At 33.7% G+C, this 19,949-nt stretch carries 17 protein-coding genes and 1 pseudogene; 1 reads left to right on the top strand and 17 read right to left on the bottom strand.

The genetic code is table 11. From position 1 onward, the window contains the following. Positions 1–462: 462 nt before the first annotated feature. The 7 genes from BMY18_RS01765 to BMY18_RS01735 form a co-directional block, all read right to left on the bottom strand. Positions 463–819, bottom strand: coding sequence for a helix-turn-helix domain-containing protein (locus tag BMY18_RS01765; protein ID WP_092449958.1), 357 nt, complete (start codon positions 817–819; stop codon positions 463–465). 121 nt (positions 820–940) lie between these two features. Next, positions 941–1,354 (bottom strand): sigma factor-like helix-turn-helix DNA-binding protein, encoded by a 414-nt coding sequence (locus BMY18_RS01760; protein ID WP_092449956.1) that lies wholly within the window; start codon positions 1,352–1,354, stop codon positions 941–943. Between the two features lie 461 nt (positions 1,355–1,815). Further along, positions 1,816–2,172, bottom strand: a complete 357-nt coding sequence (locus BMY18_RS01755; protein WP_092449954.1) for a VOC family protein — start codon at positions 2,170–2,172, stop codon at positions 1,816–1,818. An 81-nt stretch (positions 2,173–2,253) separates the two neighbouring features. After that, positions 2,254–3,642, bottom strand: coding sequence for an MATE family efflux transporter (locus BMY18_RS01750; RefSeq protein WP_092449952.1), 1,389 nt, complete (start codon positions 3,640–3,642; stop codon positions 2,254–2,256). Between the two features lie 45 nt (positions 3,643–3,687). Continuing rightward, entirely contained in the window at positions 3,688–4,863 is a 1,176-nt protein-coding gene (locus tag BMY18_RS01745) for a cation diffusion facilitator family transporter (protein WP_092449950.1), read from the bottom strand. Further along, a complete protein-coding gene (locus BMY18_RS01740) occupies positions 4,823–5,236 on the bottom strand; it encodes a metal-dependent transcriptional regulator (protein WP_139197198.1) in 414 nt (137 codons plus the stop codon). Before BMY18_RS01740 ends, BMY18_RS01745 begins: the two co-directional genes overlap by 41 nt. Before the next feature lie 172 nt (positions 5,237–5,408). After that, positions 5,409–6,050: a TetR/AcrR family transcriptional regulator gene (locus BMY18_RS01735; protein WP_092449946.1), complete on the bottom strand. Its 642-nt coding sequence runs from the start codon at positions 6,048–6,050 to the stop codon at positions 5,409–5,411. A gap of 220 nt (positions 6,051–6,270) precedes the next feature. Between BMY18_RS01735 and BMY18_RS01730 the strand changes: the two genes are divergently transcribed. Continuing rightward, a complete protein-coding gene (locus BMY18_RS01730; RefSeq protein ID WP_092449944.1) occupies positions 6,271–6,594 on the top strand; it encodes a helix-turn-helix domain-containing protein in 324 nt (107 codons plus the stop codon). Between the two features lie 113 nt (positions 6,595–6,707). Here the strand turns inward: BMY18_RS01730 and BMY18_RS01725 are convergent, their stop codons facing one another. The 10 genes and pseudogenes from BMY18_RS01725 to BMY18_RS01685 form a co-directional block, all read right to left on the bottom strand. After that, positions 6,708–7,661: an MFS transporter gene (locus BMY18_RS01725; RefSeq protein ID WP_330385911.1), complete on the bottom strand. Its 954-nt coding sequence runs from the start codon at positions 7,659–7,661 to the stop codon at positions 6,708–6,710. 77 nt (positions 7,662–7,738) lie between these two features. Further along, complete coding sequence (locus BMY18_RS20890; protein WP_170841248.1) at positions 7,739–7,909, bottom strand: hypothetical protein; 171 nt, start codon at positions 7,907–7,909, stop codon at positions 7,739–7,741. A gap of 50 nt (positions 7,910–7,959) precedes the next feature. Then, positions 7,960–9,264 (bottom strand): SEC-C metal-binding domain-containing protein, encoded by a 1,305-nt coding sequence (locus tag BMY18_RS01720; protein WP_242940935.1) that lies wholly within the window; start codon positions 9,262–9,264, stop codon positions 7,960–7,962. 117 nt (positions 9,265–9,381) lie between these two features. Continuing rightward, positions 9,382–9,642 (bottom strand): annotated as a pseudogene (locus BMY18_RS21680) (cell filamentation protein Fic); the annotation flags it as partial. Positions 9,643–9,967: 325 nt separating this feature from the next. Further along, positions 9,968–10,162 carry a hypothetical protein gene (locus BMY18_RS01710; protein WP_092449937.1) on the bottom strand — a complete coding sequence of 65 codons (195 nt, stop codon included), beginning with the start codon at positions 10,160–10,162 and terminating at the stop codon, positions 9,968–9,970. Between the two features lie 77 nt (positions 10,163–10,239). After that, on the bottom strand, positions 10,240–12,534 hold the full coding sequence (locus BMY18_RS01705) for a DEAD/DEAH box helicase family protein (RefSeq protein ID WP_092449935.1): 2,295 nt from the start codon (positions 12,532–12,534) through the stop codon (positions 10,240–10,242). A gap of 3 nt (positions 12,535–12,537) precedes the next feature. Beyond that, complete coding sequence (locus BMY18_RS01700; RefSeq protein WP_092449933.1) at positions 12,538–14,520, bottom strand: site-specific DNA-methyltransferase; 1,983 nt, start codon at positions 14,518–14,520, stop codon at positions 12,538–12,540. Positions 14,521–14,582: 62 nt separating this feature from the next. After that, complete coding sequence (locus tag BMY18_RS01695) at positions 14,583–14,843, bottom strand: hypothetical protein (protein WP_092449931.1); 261 nt, start codon at positions 14,841–14,843, stop codon at positions 14,583–14,585. A 304-nt stretch (positions 14,844–15,147) separates the two neighbouring features. Next, positions 15,148–15,792 (bottom strand): DUF5710 domain-containing protein, encoded by a 645-nt coding sequence (locus BMY18_RS01690; protein ID WP_092449929.1) that lies wholly within the window; start codon positions 15,790–15,792, stop codon positions 15,148–15,150. A 261-nt stretch (positions 15,793–16,053) separates the two neighbouring features. Next, the gene (locus tag BMY18_RS01685) at positions 16,054–19,728 is read right to left on the bottom strand and encodes a DEAD/DEAH box helicase (RefSeq protein WP_092449927.1); all 3,675 of its coding nucleotides are present in this window, start codon (positions 19,726–19,728) and stop codon (positions 16,054–16,056) included. Positions 19,729–19,949: the final 221 nt, after the last annotated feature.

Raw genomic sequence — 19,949 nt, 5'->3', positions numbered from 1 at the left:
TGTAACTACACTTTTACTTCCCTGGTCTTTCGACCAACCTCTCGGTACTCTCCCCCAGCCGGGTAACATATACTAAGTCAGCTTAACTATCACTACATTTCAGCCTTGCCCATCCAGGCATTATCTGTAAGTAGCCACTCTCTGTCCTTGCTTTCTGCAAAGGCAGGTGCCAGTCATATTTCATTACCTCCTGCTGCAACACAGGTAGGCACAACCCTCTGCTCTTATCCTTTATGGGCAACGGTAATAGCCGCAGGATAGTCATCGCACGAAATGGGATTCTGCCACCTTTCTATTTATAGAAAGGCGAAAATATCATCTAGGTATATGCGTGTCCTATTAAGTTTTCAAAGAACAGTCTGGCTCTTTCGAACCTGGCTTAATGATAACTAAAAAACATATGCAACTGTGATAGAAGCAAATTCGTAAAATAGCCATCATGACCTCGAAGCAAATTCGAGGTCATGATGGCTGTTTTTCTAACATCAATTGTATTATTCTAAATATTTTATTCTTTTCAAATTCGTCAACATCCTGTAGAAGATTATCTATCATATTATCCAACTTTAAGTTTGCAATTTTTTCCTCTTGCATCTTTTTTTCATAAAGAAGGTAATCGGCTGATATATTGAATAACTGACACAGAATAAATATATGATCCGTCTTACAAGCACTTTTCCCTTTTTCAATTCTGATAACCATTTCACTTGTAACTCCTAACTCATCCGCAACTTCTCTTTGTGTTAATCCAGATTTTATTCTTGCGTTTTTTATTCTTTCACCCATGATTTTTATTTGTTCTGCGTCAAAATATTTCACATCAACTGTCACCTCCTTTTTTGTAAATTTGCCTCTAATATGAATATTTCGTTTTGAAATAATATAAATATCCCCCTCACTTCTATAAAGGAAAAAGTAAGGGGGCTGGACGGATTTATTTCTAATCTTCTATAACTTTTCTCATCTTTCTGAGAATGCGGTGCTTACGATCACTAAGGGTCATCCGTGGAATACCGAGCTCTCCGGCCAGTATTCGCTCACTTTTACCATTGAAAAATAATTTATGGATCAACAGCCATTCTTCAACCGTTAAAGCATCAAGGGCTATATGTAGTTTCAGAAACTGTTCTTGCTCAATCAGCATGTCCTCTATACTCGGTTGAAAACGAGTGATTGAAAACTCCACATTAACACCGTCATCTTGGAATCGTTCCAAGGAAAGCTCAAATTGATGAATAAGTTTCTTTTGATATCTTTCAGCTTCACGCTCTTTATGATATGCACGGTAGACAGATTCGCTGACTTCCACACGGCTACTTTTAACAACGATTGTATATTTCTTATTTTCTGACATATTCTTGTCCTCCTAATTTTCAAAAATGAGTTGAAAACGAAGGACAAGGGGAGGGGATCTACATCTTGCAGTAATTTTGTATAACAAAAAAAGAGCATACTCACAGACATATTTGTCCGTTTGTACACTCTCATGTTTCAGTTCGCATTCTACATGTTCCGATAGTTCGTGTTGATAGCCATACTTCTCCAATGAAAAGTACAGGCTTTTTTTAAGAAAGTACCTATAAGGCTATTTCTTATGTAAGCGATTCAATGTCGCTGCAGCGAATCCGCAGCAGCGCAGTCATTATTGACCAACACATAAAGCAACCCTCCAAACTTTACGGGTTTGGAGGGTTCAATAATTTCTGCATAGGAAATGCCCCGCCCAAAGTGCCGTTTTTTTCTTTGGCGGGTAACACCTATTTTAAATTTGATTGATAAAAAAACTATTCCTACCTATGGTAGTTTTGTATTGAACTATTTTTGTTGTTCCACATATTCTACAATCATACCGTCAAAATGTTTGACAATCATATTAATCCCTGTAGGAGTTTCCTTTACATCTTTCATTATCGTGGCATCGTTCTCTAATAGAAAATCCTTAAATTCTATTATGGAGTCAACAATAAATGTTGCTTTTGTGTTTTTAAAAGACTCCAGTACTTCGTCCGTACCGCAAATAATTAAAATGCAGCCTACTTGTGCTAATTCCAAATGAAATTGCTTGTGCTCAAATCTCATACTACATTTTTCATCTAACAAGTTTTCATAGAATGCCACTGCCTGATCCATCTCATTTACATAAATCCGATTTAAAATATGCTTAACTTTCATTTTCATTTCTCCTTCAATTTTTATATAAGTTCCTTTATATTCTTAGGTGACATGTTTCATTCTCAAGTGTAAATACCAAGACTATTTGCCCATTACATTCAAATTTGCATTAGATGCCTGCGCCTTTACAGAATGCTTGATTTCTCCATTCAGCTTTACTGCTAAAATTCCCATGATGATAATCGTGATAATGTCGGCAATCGGTTGAGCAGCTATCACTCCGTTTAATCCCATAAATTTGGGCAGCATTAAAATGATAGGAATAAAGAACACGGCCTGACGTCCGGCACAAAGTACCCAGCCACCTAACGGTTTACCAAGTGCCATAAAGAGCATACAGTAAATTGCTTCTATGCCATAGAAAATGAATGTTATGATATTGATACGAAGAGCAAATGAGCCAATTTCTATGACGGATGCATCGTTCGTTGTAAATAAGGAAACGACCGGCTGAGGAAATAAAATCATGAGCAATGTCATTAACACACAAAAAATGGTAGTCCATTTTACTGCGATCTTTGTCGCACTTTGCAACCGGTCATATTGTCCTGCACCATAGTTATATCCGGCAACTGGTTGAAAGCCTTTTGCAAAACCAAATACCGCATAGATGCCCATAGAGATCACACGGGTTACAATCCCCATTGCAGCAATGACGGAATCCCCATATGGCTGCGCTGCCATATTTGTTAAGCTAATAGCTACACTGGTGGAAAGTTGAAAGACGAGGATTCCAATTCCCACTTTAAAAATTTCCTTGAAGATTGTACCCTCCAAACGAATTTCTTTTAGCGAAAAGTTGAAGATGCTTTTTTTCTTCAATATGTAAAACAAATACATGATAGAGGTAACAATTTGAGCAACCGCCGTTGCCAAACCCGCGCCTATTATTCCCATGTGCAGACCGAAAATGAAAGTCGGAGCAAAGATGACATTCAGTCCGGCACCAAGTAACATCGCAGTCATGGAAACCTTAACCGCTCCCTCACTTGAAGCAATATTGTTCATGGTGACATTAAATATGTTGAAAATTGAGCTGGCTACGTAGATAATGGCATATTGTTTTGCATAAGGAAAAATTGTTTCCGTTGCTCCTAAACCCCATAATACTTTATCTAAGAAACACTCTAGCAGAATGATTACAACAACACCGATAATAAGGCTTGAATAAAGAGCAGTTGAAGCTACATGATTTGCTTCTTCATTTTTTCGCTCTCCCAATAGTCTGGATATATACGCCGCTGCACCACCGCCAAACATAACCGCTATACCGACAATCGCTTGTCCAAGAGGGAAGGCTATTGATATTGCCCCCATTTGGCTTGTCCCAAGTCCTCCAACAAAGTAGGCATCAATCAGATTATAAAATCCTGTTACCAGCATACCTATCATTGTCGGCAATCCCATTTTCAATAAAAGCTGAGGGATTGGGGCTTCCCTTAGCATTGTGATACGTTCTTCCTTGTTCATAATAAAAATCTCCTTTAGTTTATAATTTGTATATCAATCGCATACTTACCTTTCTGAATGTAAGGATGCAATTACAAGCTTCGTAATTACTCTGCAATTGCTATTGATTGAAAGAATTGATTGATTTATCGCTTCCTTAATTTGATATTGTTGCTTTTGCAATTTTCTTGACCCTGAAACTATAAAAGACACATTCGTATGCAACCCTGATTTAACAATTCGTAAACTTTTAATTTTTGCACCTAATTCGTATATTTGTATTTCCTGTTCTGCCTTTTGGAATATTTGGTCATACATAACGGGATCAGTATCTAAATAATCAATTTGTATCGTTGTGTCACAGTCCATTTCCAGATAAAGTTTATAGGAAATTTCATTGGCTATATCGTTTAAAATAATACTGTTTTCTTCCTCTCCCTCAAGGTGCATGGAAACCACATAGTGACCAAGACCATAATCGTGAATAATCAGACTATTGATACCTTTCACCTCTGGATACTGCATAACAAGGGTTGTAATTCTGCCAACTAAGTCTTTGTCCGGTGTTTGCCCTAACAATCTTTCTACAATTTCCATCATAGATTTCAAACCTGAAAACATGATAAAAAAGGAAACCAGCAATCCACACCAACCATCAATTTTCCATCTGGTAAAATACTGTACAATAAATGAAATCATAATAGCTGTTGTTGCTGCCATATCACTGATACAGTCAGAAGCAGTCGCTTTCATGGCAGAGGAATTTATTTTACATGCAATATTCTTGTTGTAAAAAAACATATAAAGCTTTACAAGAATGGAACAGATGAGTATCAATAATATGATCCAGCTGAATTCAATGTTTTTAGGGGTGCGTATTGATGTAATTGAACTTTTCGCTAATGTAGTGCCCATTACAAGTACTGCAAGTGCAGATAGAAATCCCATCAGCCATTCATACCGACCGTGCCCGAATAAATGATTTTCACCAGATCCAATTCCTGCTAAGCAAAAGCCAAGAAAAGAAGCTGCGGAAGTAGCTGCATCCGCTAAATTGTTAAAACCATCCGTTACAATAGCCGTTGATCCACTTATAAGCCCTAAAAATAATTTGACTGTAAATAAAATAATATTTAATAAAATTCCAATAACGCTGCAAAGTTTCGCATAGGACTTCTTTACTGATGGGGATGCAATATTCTTATAGTCCTTTATTAATAGTCGAATCAGCAAAGACACCATTTATCATCTCTCCTTTCTTTGTCAATTGGTTTTTCAGTGCTTCAAACGTTTCATCGCTTATCATATGTTCTATACGGCAGGCATCTTTTTCTGCTGTTTGCGGTGAAACTCCCAAATAGATTAACAAATCCCTAATTGTACGGTACCGTACATAAATCTTATTTGCATACTGTAGCCCATCCGCAGTGAGGCATACATTATTTCCGATCACAGTAACATAATGAAGTTGTTTTAAATTCTTTATCATATGGCTTACACTCGGTTTTGCATATCCCATAGCTTCTGCTATGTCCACATTTCTAACCTCATGCGATTGCTTTTGAAGCAGTAAAATTGTTTTGATGTAATCTTCTCCTGACTGATGTAATTTCAAAAAATACACTCGCCTCCTTATGAGTGAATAATTTTATTCACTCATATAGTAAACCTTTATGTTGGAAATGTCAATGAATGAATTTATTCAATGAATTACCAATAAAAAATGCACATGATAGTCAATAGACTTTTCATGTACACTTTCTTTCACATATATTTTAGTATTTACTTTAATCTGCCTTGATGCCTAAAACACGTACTAGCATATCTTGTGTAAAATCAAAAAAGGATTGCATATATTCCTTTGCATTTTCCGTTGGCATTTCTGCGTGGAACGTGTGTATCAGACCGGAAATCAAAAACTGGGCAGTTCTGAGAGCATTGCTGCAACTAAAAGTTTTCTCTTTCATTCCTTGTTCTATAATCGGTATCATTACAGTCATCCATTGATAGGCTACATCATCCAATAGAATTGCCCTAATGCTTGACCCCTCATTATATCTCGATTCAAACTCATGGTGATTAACCGAAAAATCAAACATGCGGTTTATGACAAGATTCAATTTTTCAATTGCCGGGATATCCTGCGATATTGGAATTTTCATTTGTTCTACCGCTTGTATTGCATAATATTCTGAAGTTGCCGCAAAAATTTCCGTTTTAGATTTAAAATAGCGGTAGCATAAACCAGGAGATACGCTCATTCTTTCAGCGATATCTTGAATGGTTGTATTTTCGTATCCTTTTTCAGAAAACAACTGTAATGCTGTTTCAACAATTTCCTGACGGCGTTCATCCGGTTCTTTCGATATACGTATTTTACGAGAACGATCCTTCTCGTCCTCTGGAAATTTATTTTTTGACAATGCCATATTTACCCCTCCGTTCAAAATCATTATGTGAGTGAATGAATATATTCATTATCGTACATTTTTGATTTTTTGTCAAGGCAACGATAGTATATCAAATCTCATTCTTTCTTTTCTACAAAGTAAGCAAAATACAAGCAAGCTAATTCATGTTTACCATCATTGTTAGTTCGTTCTAATTTTCATATCTATGCTGTAAAATGGGATAGGAGGTGAACTGACAGTGAAGGAATTACTGAACGCATTTGGCCAGACCATCAAGAATGCCCGACACGATGCCGGGCTTACGCAGGAAGCTCTTGCCGAACAGGCGGGTGTCACCACACGGTACATAATGGCCATTGAAAATGAAAACAGACAGCCCAGCATGGAAGTGCTGTTTAAGATTATCCGAACATTAAAAATATCCGCAGACTTAATCTTTTTTCCTGAAATTCAACATACAGACAAGAAAAAGGAACACCTCATCCACATGATTCACTTGTGCGATGAAAGAGATTTACAGATTGCTACAGCTACTATTAAAGCATTATTAGATGTCAAATAAACAGAAAACCATCTTCTATCATTATCACAGCGGATGGTTTTTTGATGTATTATTTTTTCTTTAATCTCTACAACATAAGCCAGATGTAACATACCATATGCCACTAAGAAAGTTTAATTGTCATTGCTTTCTCTTAGCGGAATTTCTTTTAAAAACGCTGCTAAAATAATACTTACAAGTGCAACGATTGCAATTACAATGAACACATCTCGCATTGAAGTTGCAAGAGCAATCCTTGATTGTTCTATAAGTTTATTAAAAGAATCCAGAAGATTTTGTGGTACAGTTTGTACTAATTCAGTTAATTTATCTGCATCAAATAGTGACTGAGGGGATGTAAGCATATGTAGTATATTATCCGGCATCGCCTGATTTGTAGCAGATGCTACAATTTCTTTTGATTCAGCTCTGAATTGGTTATTTAAAACAAGTCCTAAAAGTGATACACCAATCACACTTCCAAAGTTTCTAAAAAATTGAAATGAAGCAGTAACTGTTCCAACTTTTGAATATGGGAATGCATTTTGTACAATGATCATTGAAATTGAAAAACTTATTCCTGCACCAATTCCAAACACAAACATTGCCGCAGTTACAATTGCACTTGACGTATTCATGCTTAAGAAAGAGAAAATCAATGTACCGACAAACATTATAATAAATCCTGTAAAGTATAAAACCTTATACTTTTTTGTTCTGCTGATGATTTGCCCTCCAACAATTGTAGCTGCTGCATACCCCAGCATCATTGGAACCATCATAAGTCCTGATGCACTTGCACTTAGTTTCATCGAACCTTGGACAAACAGCGGCATATAATTAATTACCCCGTACATAAGAGCATTCAGTAAAAATACAGTAATCGTGGTAATATTAAAAATTGAATTTTGAAAAAGTGATAATGGAATGACTGCTTCTTTCGCCTGTTTTTCAATAAACAAAAGCACTAATAATGCAATCACCGACAGACTTAACATACCAATTATTTGCCAAGAGCTCCATGCATATTTATCTCCGCCCCATGTAAATGCCAAAAGTAACGGTATAGAAAAAATCGCTATGAACACTGTCCCTGCCCAATCAATACTTCTTGATTTTTGGCTCTTTATAGTTGGTTCGATAGCAAACCATAACACAATGATTGCTATAATACCGATAGGAACATTAATAGTTTTTCTTCACCATCAGTTATTTTATTTTTAAATGGCAACTCATCAAGATGCTTTTTTTCTAATCTATATCCATTCCCCAATTGCAGACCAAGAACACTATCATCACAATGCAAGATAATTCCATTTATTGTTGCATGTACCATTCTTATTCAGTCCTTTCATATGTTTTCAAGTTTTTTCTTAACCCTGTTTTCTAGCTTCTTCCATGACAGAATTTATATTTCTTTCCACTTCCACAAGAACAAGGCTCGTTTCTACCTATCTTTTGGGGCTTACTAATCGGCATTCTGGACATAATAGGAACTTTGCCATCCAATATAAGTTCCAACTCACGCAATCGATATAAGTATTCTGAAATAGCTAAAATACCTTGAAACAGATGCACTGCTTCATTTTCAAATTCCAGTAGATATTCCGTTTCTTTCTTCGTTCTATCTTTAGGATTTGGAATATATGTAATAAGCTGTGACGCCGTATTATAATTCACATCATTATGACCAATTGCATTACGCAGCTTTGGATTAACAGTGATTCCTAAGAAATCTGTATATACTTCATCCTTTAGGCAAAAATGATATCTCTTTGCTTTCGTTAATCCAATAAAATCCTCCATCGACACAGCCTTCGGCTCAATAGGTGTTAGTTTATCAAAATTACTTCTGTATCTGATGTTGTTCAACGCTACCGGAATAATCAGCAGATTACCAAGTGCCTCGTACGCATCTAAGTAAAACTGCTTAACCGTATTATATGTACTTGTCGTGGAGCCTTCGAATTCAAAATCAATGGAGTCATCTTTACAGTACTGTAAAGCCAACACAGGAACAAGTGCCTGATAAACATCAATGAATTCTCCAAGCAATTTGTATACAAGTGATTGTATCTCTTCCAGATGATACCCATCATGCATGTTTAGAAACTCAATCATCTTCTTCATCTGAATTCTATCTAATTTTAAGATATTACTACTGAAAGAGAGATTATCAAGTAGTTCTCTCTTTAGTGAAGAATAGAATCCGTGAACTTCAATCATATGAACAGCTCTAAGCACTTCTGATTCGTCCCTACATTGGAAGTATTCACCTTCAAAAGTTTTCTTTATTTCTTGAACGACATAGTCACTCTTATTTTGAAAAAGGTCTAATATTCTTTTATAGTCCTTCCACTTTTCTGCTGTTTTATTTAACTGAGATACCGACTTACAAAAGATTTCGTATGACTCATCATCTTTCATTCGATTCATCGTCCTAATAAACGGTGTAATTACATCTCTTTCACCATTTTGGACTTTGCACTGTTTTACAACAGGAAATTCTCCAGAACACTCTACTAAGTAATCCTCGTAATCATCATCATTGATAATAGTAGCGTTTTCAAATTCGAAACCCAGTCCCAGGGTATCTTGACCAATTGTCACGTGTCCTGATAAGGAGGTTCCACACTTACCACAAGTAATCACTATGGGGTGTTCATTTTGCCATCCAACTTGTAACCGCACTCTTGTTATGCTGCTACACACTTGGCACTTAATAAAACAGTTATATACCATGCGTATTCTCCCTTCTCGCTATTTTATACGAGCATCTCATCATTCCAACTGAGCTCTATAAGTTCAGCCCATTGCAATAATCATCTGCAGGTTATAATGTTTTGTATTGTATTGCTTACCATCAGCAGCAGTTATAAAGTATTTCTTTATAACTGCCTCTTCCACCAATTCACCATCATCTAATATTTAATTAATATGTTGTCCAATGTTCTGAATTGATACATCATAAAGCTGTGCCATCATTCTTTGCGTCAGCCATATATTTTCATCTTCATAACGCATCTCCATACTATCGGCATTATCACCAACTGCTGCCACATAGGTCAAATATTCAGCTGCTCAACTATGAATAGTTATTTCATCCTTCTTTTTTAGCATAGTAATCCTCCAATCCAATTTTATGCGCAATAAATGGTCCAGAAATACCTTCCAGATGTTAGTCCATAATCAAGTGCATATATTCAAGAACTTTTCTGTGCCAATTGTAGCTTGCTTTTAGCGTTTAATAGCTTTTCTAGTGCTTAAAATACAGAACTTCTACGAGTCTTTCCTTTTTAATAACACAATACTTTCTGTATGCCTTGAGTAGACAAAATGATGTCTTCAGAACCCACTGGCTCCTTGGCGGAAGGATATTTTTCTCTGAAACGAATTATAATGATCCGCTTTTTTCGAGTTCTAACCTCTGCTTTCTTAAGATCGGAAGGGGCATCATTTCTGTTCGCACCTTGTATTTTCTCACGTTTCCTGTTTCATTATAATAAAAAGTCAAATTATCATCTGGGAAATCAAAACCATTTATTTCAGCTTCTGCTATTCTCATCATATTTACATCTATCTCTTCCACTAACTCCTCCACTATGTTTATAATCATTTGAATAACGCAGTATTAAATATCTCTATAATTATGATTATTCTTGCAACTTATTTATCAATGCATATTTTAATCGTTTCATCTAATGCATCGCAGTGAACTGGTTGAACCTTCCCTTGTTTAATCTTCCAAACCGTATATCCATTAATATCTATAACTTGACCTTTATCATTATATTTCTTTTCACTAATAAGCCTAATTTCCAAGTCAGGTCCGTCACATGCTTTATCAATAGAAAACAATTTTCTCTCGCTATCGGTTTGTATCAAATGGTCTCCTTTAGTATCTAGTGCATAAATTACATCATTACCCCATACAATAAAATCAGGATTAAAATTATCGGTACCTTTACCGTCTAATAATGGTATTTCAAAAAAACCACTTTTAGGATTCCTCATCCATTTATAATCGCATTTATCTAATTCTTGGGCAAATTTTAGTTCAAAATCATTAAAATCACTATATTTAGGATGAACAGAATTTGTAAATTCGTATTCCTTCCCATTCACAAATATTTCACCTACTTCAAATGTATCTAAAGGATTTTGAACAATAATTGACTTTTCTCGATATACTTCTGCAATCTTTTTAGCATAATCTTTAATGTGCGCTGTTGCATTACTACTATATTCAATTAAAGCATCAAACTTCGAAAGTGAATAATCGCATAAAGTTGTAGCACCCTTAGCTAATTTACTTAATTCTCTTTTAAAAACCCATCGAACACTTACTTTATTACTGTGTCCTGTATTTACCTCAACTTCTTTAATTTTCTTATTTTCGCCCACGGTAGCTATAGCCTTAATTGTCGTACCTGAACCAACTGTATTAATAGCATCATTACTATAGTCGTTCATTGTATTAATAAGTTTTTCTATATCCATTACCGCATCATGAGAATTTACCGCAACATCGGGCAACTCTTTAATAAGCCTTGGTCCTACTGTTGCTTTTCCATTACTAGCTCCACTACTAATCCTATATGTTATGTTTATCTCCGGCATTTCAATTGATAATGTACTTTTTACTTCTTCTATAATCATTTTAAAAACGTCTTTTTCATCTGTTTTAATGTAGAAATTAGCCATGTTTAGTTTTTCATCTGGATAATGTTTAACGCCCGGTTGTCTCAACACTCTACCAATTACCTGTGTTACTTGTGTAACTGAGCCCATATCCTTATCTATATATGCAAAATAGCATGAGGGATCATCCCAACCTTCTTGTAAAGATTGATTGAAGATAATATGTCTATAATTACCTTCAATAAATGAATCGTAATCATTTTCACCACCAGCAAACAAATTAAAATTTTCAGGTTTAGGAAATTTCTTATCAAACTTCAGATTACAATATACGGCAATTTCGTTTGGATTCACTCCTTTTTCCACTAAGTATTTCCATATTTGAATTGGTCTAGCTTTTCTCTCTCTAAACGGAACCAGTATATCATCCATTTCGGAAGTTTGTGCCAATATATTCGTATTACTTACATAGATAGCTTTTGGTCTAAAATCACATCCGTATTTTTCACATGAAATTTCAACTTCTTTCATATCTGCTAATAATCCATTTAAGGCAATTTCCATAGGCGTCAAATATCCTCCTATAGAAATGTGTTGCTTTATCAACCCACTTTCGACTACTTTTTTGTTACTTATCGCAACAACTAAATCTTTATCTTCCATATTGTTATCTGATTTAAGTCTGTTAATATAATTTTCGAGTTTTTTTGGCACTTTAGTTGTCGCACTTGCTGCTATTAGTCCTTCTGGTTTTAATTCTAGTAATAGATCTAGTTGTTGATCTGATAAATTATGACCTTCATCATACACAATTATCAATTCTCTTTTTTTACCTTGATAGTTTATTCGCTTTTTTAACATATCCCACAACGACTGATTCGCATTATCAAGACCCGTCTTAAATATTTTTCTATCGCCTTCTCCTTTATCTTTTTGATTAAATTTACCTACTGTAGCAACTAAAATAAGCCCTTTGTTATCATCAAGAATATTATGCTCGGTACAATCGAGCAGTGGTTTAACTACATAATTAGGTATATTTTCAGAATATTTTCCATTTGACAAATTCTCAAGTGTTTGTCCTACAACAACCTTCCCTTTTGAAATCCATAAAACAACAGGTTCCAAATTGGTAACAGCTCTTATTTGTTCAATTGCATCTGCAAGAACTATTGTTTTTCCAGCACCTGTTATTGCTGAAAGGTTCTGATAAAATGGTACTATATCTCCCTTTCTTATCAATAATGGTTCTTTCATATAGGTTTCATATCTATTTGCAATACTTTCAGATGCTTCTAATTGAAATGTCTTTAATTCCATTTTCTACTCCTCCTCATTATTAAATCTATCACTGTTTTCATTGAGTCCTAAATGCAGTAATATTTTATCTGGAATTTGGTAGAATTTCACTTTTGTTGTTTGATAAATCTGTGTTCTTGCATAAACGTGATAAGGAGCTTTTGTACCTTCTTTTTTTGCCTCATTTAAAATATCCATATAAGTTTCCTGATCTAATTTTCCAACAGAATCTTTCTCATTCCATACAATAAAAAAGCCTTCACCCAATATATTTTTGCCAACCAAATATTTATAGTCCTTATCTATTCTTTCAATAACACTTGAATTCTTACGTTTATCTTCTTCCCAATGAGAAGCAATAATCATATCAATAAGTTCATCTCGTCTTAATTCAAGTATTGCTTTAGCATCTACCTTCTGATCTAATTCCCAGTATACGTACCCACCTTCTAGTGGCTCTTCAAGAACACTAACAGTTCCTTCTTTATCTACCCGCTCACCTGTTATTGCTCTTTTTATTCTTTCACGCGTTAATGTGCTCGCATACTTGTCTTCTCCTTCACCCTTTTCTATTACAATAAAGCTTCTCTCACTCCCATTATTTTGATTTAATTCAAGCACTGCATGTGCTGTTGTTCCTGAGCCTGCAAAAGGATCTAATACAATCCCTGTGGACGGACACCATAATTGAATTATTTTTTCGATAAGTTTCAAAGGTTTTACAGTATCAAAATTATGGCCTCTACCCATAATATAATTTAATTCATTCATTCCAGTTTGACTATGACCACTTTCACTATGCTCCCAAGATTGACATCCAAGCATAAATAATTCATCATAATCTTCGTCTGCCCAAAATGTTAAAGGCACTTTTCCCTGTTTTACATATTTCAAATATCTCTTACAACGAGGACGTCCATAGCCATCTTTTAGAAAATGTAATATTGGCATAACTTTTTTTCCTTTAATACCAAGTGCTTTTTTCTCAGCCTTTTTTATTATTTCATCCTTTTCAATCAATACTACAACAGGATTATTATCCAGATTCTGACTTTCCATTATTTGAGGTAAGGATGCACCCTTTAATACTAATGCTTTTGGTCTTCCATCTCCCAAGTCCTTCTCTGTGTATTTACTTCCCCAAGCTTCCAAAAATTCTTTCATATTCTTTTTAGTATTTCTCCAAGAACCAGAACCCGGATAATGTAAATCACCAGTAAATGGAGATTGGATGGCATATCTATCTTTATCAGACCTAGTTCTTGCACAGGGGTCACCACTAGTCCAAACTCCTTCCGAATCACCATCAGGATTTGAATAGTTCGCGTTCATCTGCTCTGTTCTTTCCAATAAATTAGTCCTAGCTGAACTCTTATCTTTAGCATATACGAGAACATATTCAGTTGCACTAGATAAATGTACACTATCATTCTTAGGCGAATAGGCCTTTTGCCAGTTAATAATCCCAATCCTATTTTCCTCACCAAACACTTCATTTAGCATCATTCCCAAATGAAACATCTCTCGTTCATCTATACAAATAGCTAATACCCCTTTAGATTTTAACATAGAATGCATCATCTGAATTCGAGGATACATGAACTTTATCCACTTTGTATGTCGTGACCCATCTTCTAATGTTACTAATGATCCTAACTCTGGATCATTAGGATCACTATCCCATTTATCGTTATATCTAAAATCTTTACCTGTATTATATGGAGGATCTGTTACGATTAAATCTATTAACCCTTTATATTTGTACATGGTTACCATTGCTTGTAAATTTTCACCATCGATAATTAAATTTCTAGATTTGCCATTCTCTTCATTAAACGAAAATTCTTTTTTAATTTTAACTATTCTCGGCATAACTTTCCGCTGTATTACTTGCGCAGTCCTTTTTCCATTAAAAGATAATGTTACACCTCCATTCATCATTTTTGTTACCAATTCAATAAGCTCATCTTTATTCATCAATTCTAAATTATTAGTATTATTATCCATTGTTAATCTCCTTTTATGCAAATCTGACCAATACGTACTGTGTTCTCTATATCAATAAATACTTAAATTTTCAGTCTTCTTAAAACCATTTCTCCTTCATCTGTTAAAGAATATCTTCCTTTGCTTCTAACCATTTGTATATAATTTTCATCAATTAATTCATTAATAATCTGATTTGCCTTTTGTTTACTACATGGAACTAATTTAGCTATCTCTATTTGACTAAGCGGACATACGGATTTCCCTTCTATATCAAGAGTATTATCTTTAATAATTCTTAAAACCTTCGTTCTTTCATTTATAAAATATTCTAAATTATTCATTTATATACCCTTTCGTAGGCTAACATGGTCTATATTTTATACCATATTAGCACAATTAAATTATATATACAATCTAATTTATAATTTTAGTTTCTATCTCTATCTCATATGTGCATGGTCATTAATAAACTTTTTCATAAAATAAAACACAATTCAACGTTTTAAATAATGGCTATATTTATATTTCCTAACTCTTGCTCAAATAATATACTGTATATTACATGTATTTATTACAACCCTAAAGCTTAAATAAATCCAATCGAATTGTTGTAGTTTTATCGTGTATCTCATCCTAATATTTTTATCACTTGATCAACAACTCCTGAATCTCTGCATACTTTTTAATAAGACCATCTTCTGATCCCCAACATATATCAGCATCAACAACAATATCGTGTTCCAATCTAACTTTGTATAATTTAAGTGCTTTTACCGATTCAATAGAATCAATAAAAAACGGACTATCCACTTCTTCATATAGGAAAAAATGTCCTTGTAACGCTTTGCAATTTGAGCAGTGATTTGCCGTATATGATACTTTTACTGTATAAGAATAGCCTAAGTGATAATTGTATTTTTGTGATAAATAGTCTTGTAATTCCTTATTTATAGGAGTAATCATTGATGTAATATGTATATCGCCATCACTCCATTCATAATTTTGTTCTTCATCATAAACTTTGCCATCAATCAATGTACAGTATTTTTCTACCCCAAATGCAATTACATCAGTTTGCTTTTTACACTTGTAACATTGCCTGCTACCAACAATAATATAAAAATGATCACATAAAATATAAGCTTCTTCATAATCTTTAAGAATCCATTTACTGAATTTGAAATAATCTTTTCCATCTTTCACATACCACTTCTTTTTTGATGAATCCCACCAAGCACCTAAGCTTTTTACTTCATCCTTTTCATGATATGGAACATCCAAATATAACATTAGAACCCTCCTTAAGGAAATCACACATAGGTAAAATATAACAATTTTATATTTTAACAGTTCCATAGGTATTATTAAGCAAAATTTGTTCGCGCTACTAATTCTACCTATCTTTAACCTATCCTTCACTTTTCAAATGTCCCAAAACCCCCAAAAACAAACCTTTCAAAAACGGATTTTCTTCAAATCCAATCCGTTTGTAAAGGTATATGTTCTACAGAATTTGCTCAGCTCTTATGCACATTTAATAACATAATAATTTTACAAATACTCACTTAATAATCTAACATATCTTGATTTATTCCAAACAGTATAATCACCAATCACATATAACCGATATTTTGCTCTTGTAACTGCTACATTTACGATATTACTCTTAACCCACTTAACAGCTCCCAATGAATTTTCATCACAACCCAGCAGAAATATAACTTCAGCAGCCTCTTTCCCCTGGAATTTATGTACCGTTCCACAATTTTCATTGCACCAATCTTCCAGTTCATCTTTATAATTTTCCATTCCTGGATAGGAATTCAACATATCAATAATACCATCAACTACTGAAGCAAATGGCGATATTACAAATATATCCGGCTTACCAGAATATAATTGAAAACTTTCACTTAGCATCTGGCAAACTAGTTTTCCCTGTAGTTCAACAAAATGATTTTTCCCTTTTGTATCTCTTTCCTTGCCTTTCACATCAAACCATTGCGATTTATCATATAAAAACTTTTTACACAATTCATCTTTAGGATTATTAGTTTTAATTTTCATTGAATTTCCGTATGAAATCGCATTTGATATATTAAACATTGGATTAATACATCGTCTGTGAACAATAAGCGGGCACCCGACCCATGTTCCTTGATCATTTCCTTCGAGATTCTTGATATACGTTCCATAATTATTTATCCGATCTGCAAATTCCTGCACGGAAATAGTTTTCGAAATATACGGTCTTACTATTTCATCTGAAAAAGCTCTCTTAATATGATCTGCATCATCTGTCACTACTGGTTCTACTTGTTTTGGATCTCCAACAATAATTGCTTTTTTACTTCTATAAAGCGCTCCTGCTGCCATCTGAGGTGGTGCCTGACCTGCTTCATCTACAATTAGTAGTCCAATTCTTTCAGGTTCCTTAATATCACTAAGGAATGTTTGCACTGATGCAAAGGTTGTTGATATTACTGGAGTAAACAAAAACAATGTATTTAAAAGTTCCGGAAACGCTTTTTCTCTATCTTTTTTACTATAAATAACCAAATCATCATCCGAATTGTTTCTAGTCTGCCACATCATAGCTAAATTAATAAAATTGTCTCTACAAGAAGTTGATGATAATACAAACTCTTTATGAACTTGAAGCGCTAGAAAAAAGAGTTTTTCTCGGGAACGATTAAATTCGTCGCTCACCCAAGGATTCACTAATTGTGCATTAGTACTTCGATCATTATCCTTACTATCGAAATCACTCCAAAACAACGAATCAAGTACATCAACTTTTTCTTTAACTTTATTTATTTGTTCACAAAATTGCTTCTGTAATTCAACTTTTTTGTTTTCAAAAATAAGTATTTCTACTTGGTATCTTTCACAAGTTTTTTCTTGCGTTTCAATCTCCTTAGTAATATTATCAATTGCATTATTTATTTTTGAAATAAACTTATTTTGGTCCTCGTACTTTTTATTTAAGTCTTCTAAATAATCTAATTCCTGCTCAGCTAGATCCTTTAGGAGATTTTCTCTATTTGCTATCTCTTCCTTTTCTGCCTTTTTTTCTTTAATTCTCGATATTCTTTCAGTTTCTTTATTCAACAGAATACAAATACGATCAAATAATTTAAGTGCATCTTCCATGCTTACTATTTTATTCGAAACTTCCTCTTTTGAATTCTTACATGATTCTATTTCTATTTTTAATTCATCAATTTTTTTCTCTTCAATAATTACTTGACTTTTTATTACCTGATATTCACATTCCGCATTCTTTAAAGTAACTTCATTACTATGTTTATTTTTTATTAGCTGATTTAAAATTTCTTTTTGTTGAAAAATTTGTAACTCTTTCGCCTTTTTTACTTTCTCAAACTCTTCTACCTTTGTGCGGTATGTATCCTCAAGTTCACTATATAGTATAAGTTCTTTTTCCTGTTGCGTAACTTTTTCTAGTTGATTTTCAAACTCTTCTACATATTTTCTAAACTCTGATAATCTTTCTTGTCTTTTATCATTTAATTTCAAGAAATCATCAATTAATGGATTTAAAACATGATAACAATAATTATTTATATTGGAACGTTTGCCCAAAGGTGCTGAAATCATTCCCCATTCTTTAAATTCTTTTTCTTGATATTCATCCTCTGATAATAGCCTATGTGCGAGCCAAGAAAAATAAATATCAGGTAATTCAACTGTTTCTGTTATATATTTCTGATCAGAAATTCTCTTTTTTATCTTATAGCTTTCGATTTTATTTGTTTTTTCCAAGCTAAATAAATTTTCAATTTCCATCAAACCATGTATCTTCTGTTCTGTATCAGTTTTTTTATCACCTTTTAGTGAATCACACAAATCACTCCCATTCGGCAAGTCCTTTGTGATATTCTCGACTGCATTATTATTACATGATGTCACCAACATACCATAATTAGCTAATTCATTATCTTTAAATTTGTAGTATCGATAATAGAACTTATCATACCCATTATTTCTCAATTTCCCATCAGAAAAGCTACACTCTATGAATGCATCATCTGGCGTATTATATTTTGCAAGTAAAATTGCACGTTCAACAATATTGTTTGAAATAATTTCCTTCAGCAATGTCGTTTTCCCAGTACCGGGTGGTCCATTTATAGAAAAGATAGGTCTTAAATATTTTTCTTGTGAAATCTGAATATTGATAGCCACCTGTTGCATTAATGCAGGTACATATTTTGATGGCCACTTTCCCATCGGCAAATTTTCAGGCTTAAGACATCTCTTAATATCTTCTTTGTTATTTTTAATATCTAACCTTGACATAGAATGTAAAGTGCTTTTTTCTTCTTCACATACAGATGTGATATAATTAATAACTGCCTTCTGCATTTTACTGTTATTTCCATACGCATTAGTCTGAACACTTTCTTTGACCATCAATAAATCTTCTGTAAAAAAACCATGTGATAAATCACTCAAATCTTCGCTTTTATTATCCAGCTTTTCAAAAGTTTTTTGATCAAGATATCTGTTATAAACAAAAATTCCTTCGTAAACAGATTCTTTAATTAATAACGGCATGACATAGTCATTATTTATTTCCTTATAAATAGATTTCAAAACTTCATTTGTTAAAGTACTTTCTTTTTGTAATATCTTCTCATACTTTTCTAAATCATCTTTATATCTCTTTGTAGTTATCTCTTTCTGTGCTTGATTTCCATATTGCTGAACAATTTTTATTCCCCACAAGAGCGGTGAAATATTAAAGGACTCAGTTATATATGAACCTGATCCTTCTATTTTAAGTCCAAAGCATGCTAATTTGCTATAATCTTTTTCGATCTCTTCTACATGTATTTCCAGCAACTCGTCAAGTTTTTTGACTAACTCACTTCGTTCTAATTGACCAATACATACATAGCATTCTTTACCCTTCTCTGGATTCCTAACAAATTTATTGTCATCCTCACTAATAAAATGATTGATTTTGCAATCCTCAGTAAGTTTATGAAAAACCGAAAATGTATTATATGGCTTAAACTTGTTCTGTAACCTTAAATTTTCTTCTTCTTTTTTTACCTTCTTTCTGTTTTCTCTACTTTCTCTTGGGAAAACAGGTTGATTTAAAAATTCTATTGTGTGCCAAAATTCAGTGATTATAGATGCTGATTCTTGTTTGTTCAACCACTGCTGTTTTGAATCTCCCCTCACTATTTTGCTGTTCATGCTGTCACATCCTTTATTTTATATTATGATTCTCTTTACTTATTCTACCCCATTATGAATATATTGCTTCAATACATACTTTTGTCATTTCAAAATACACAATATACTCCTACATCAATCTACTTTTATGTGCACTCACTCGTTCTTACATTCACATTGTAATCATTGCACCAAATATACAAAGCTGTAACTAGCACAACTGCCTGTTGCAAAAATGTGTG

This window comes from [Clostridium] fimetarium (genome assembly GCF_900111235.1).
Classification (GTDB): Bacteria; Bacillota; Clostridia; order Lachnospirales; family Lachnospiraceae; genus Clostridium_N; species Clostridium_N fimetarium.
This window is presented reverse-complemented; position numbering and strand designations above follow the sequence as displayed.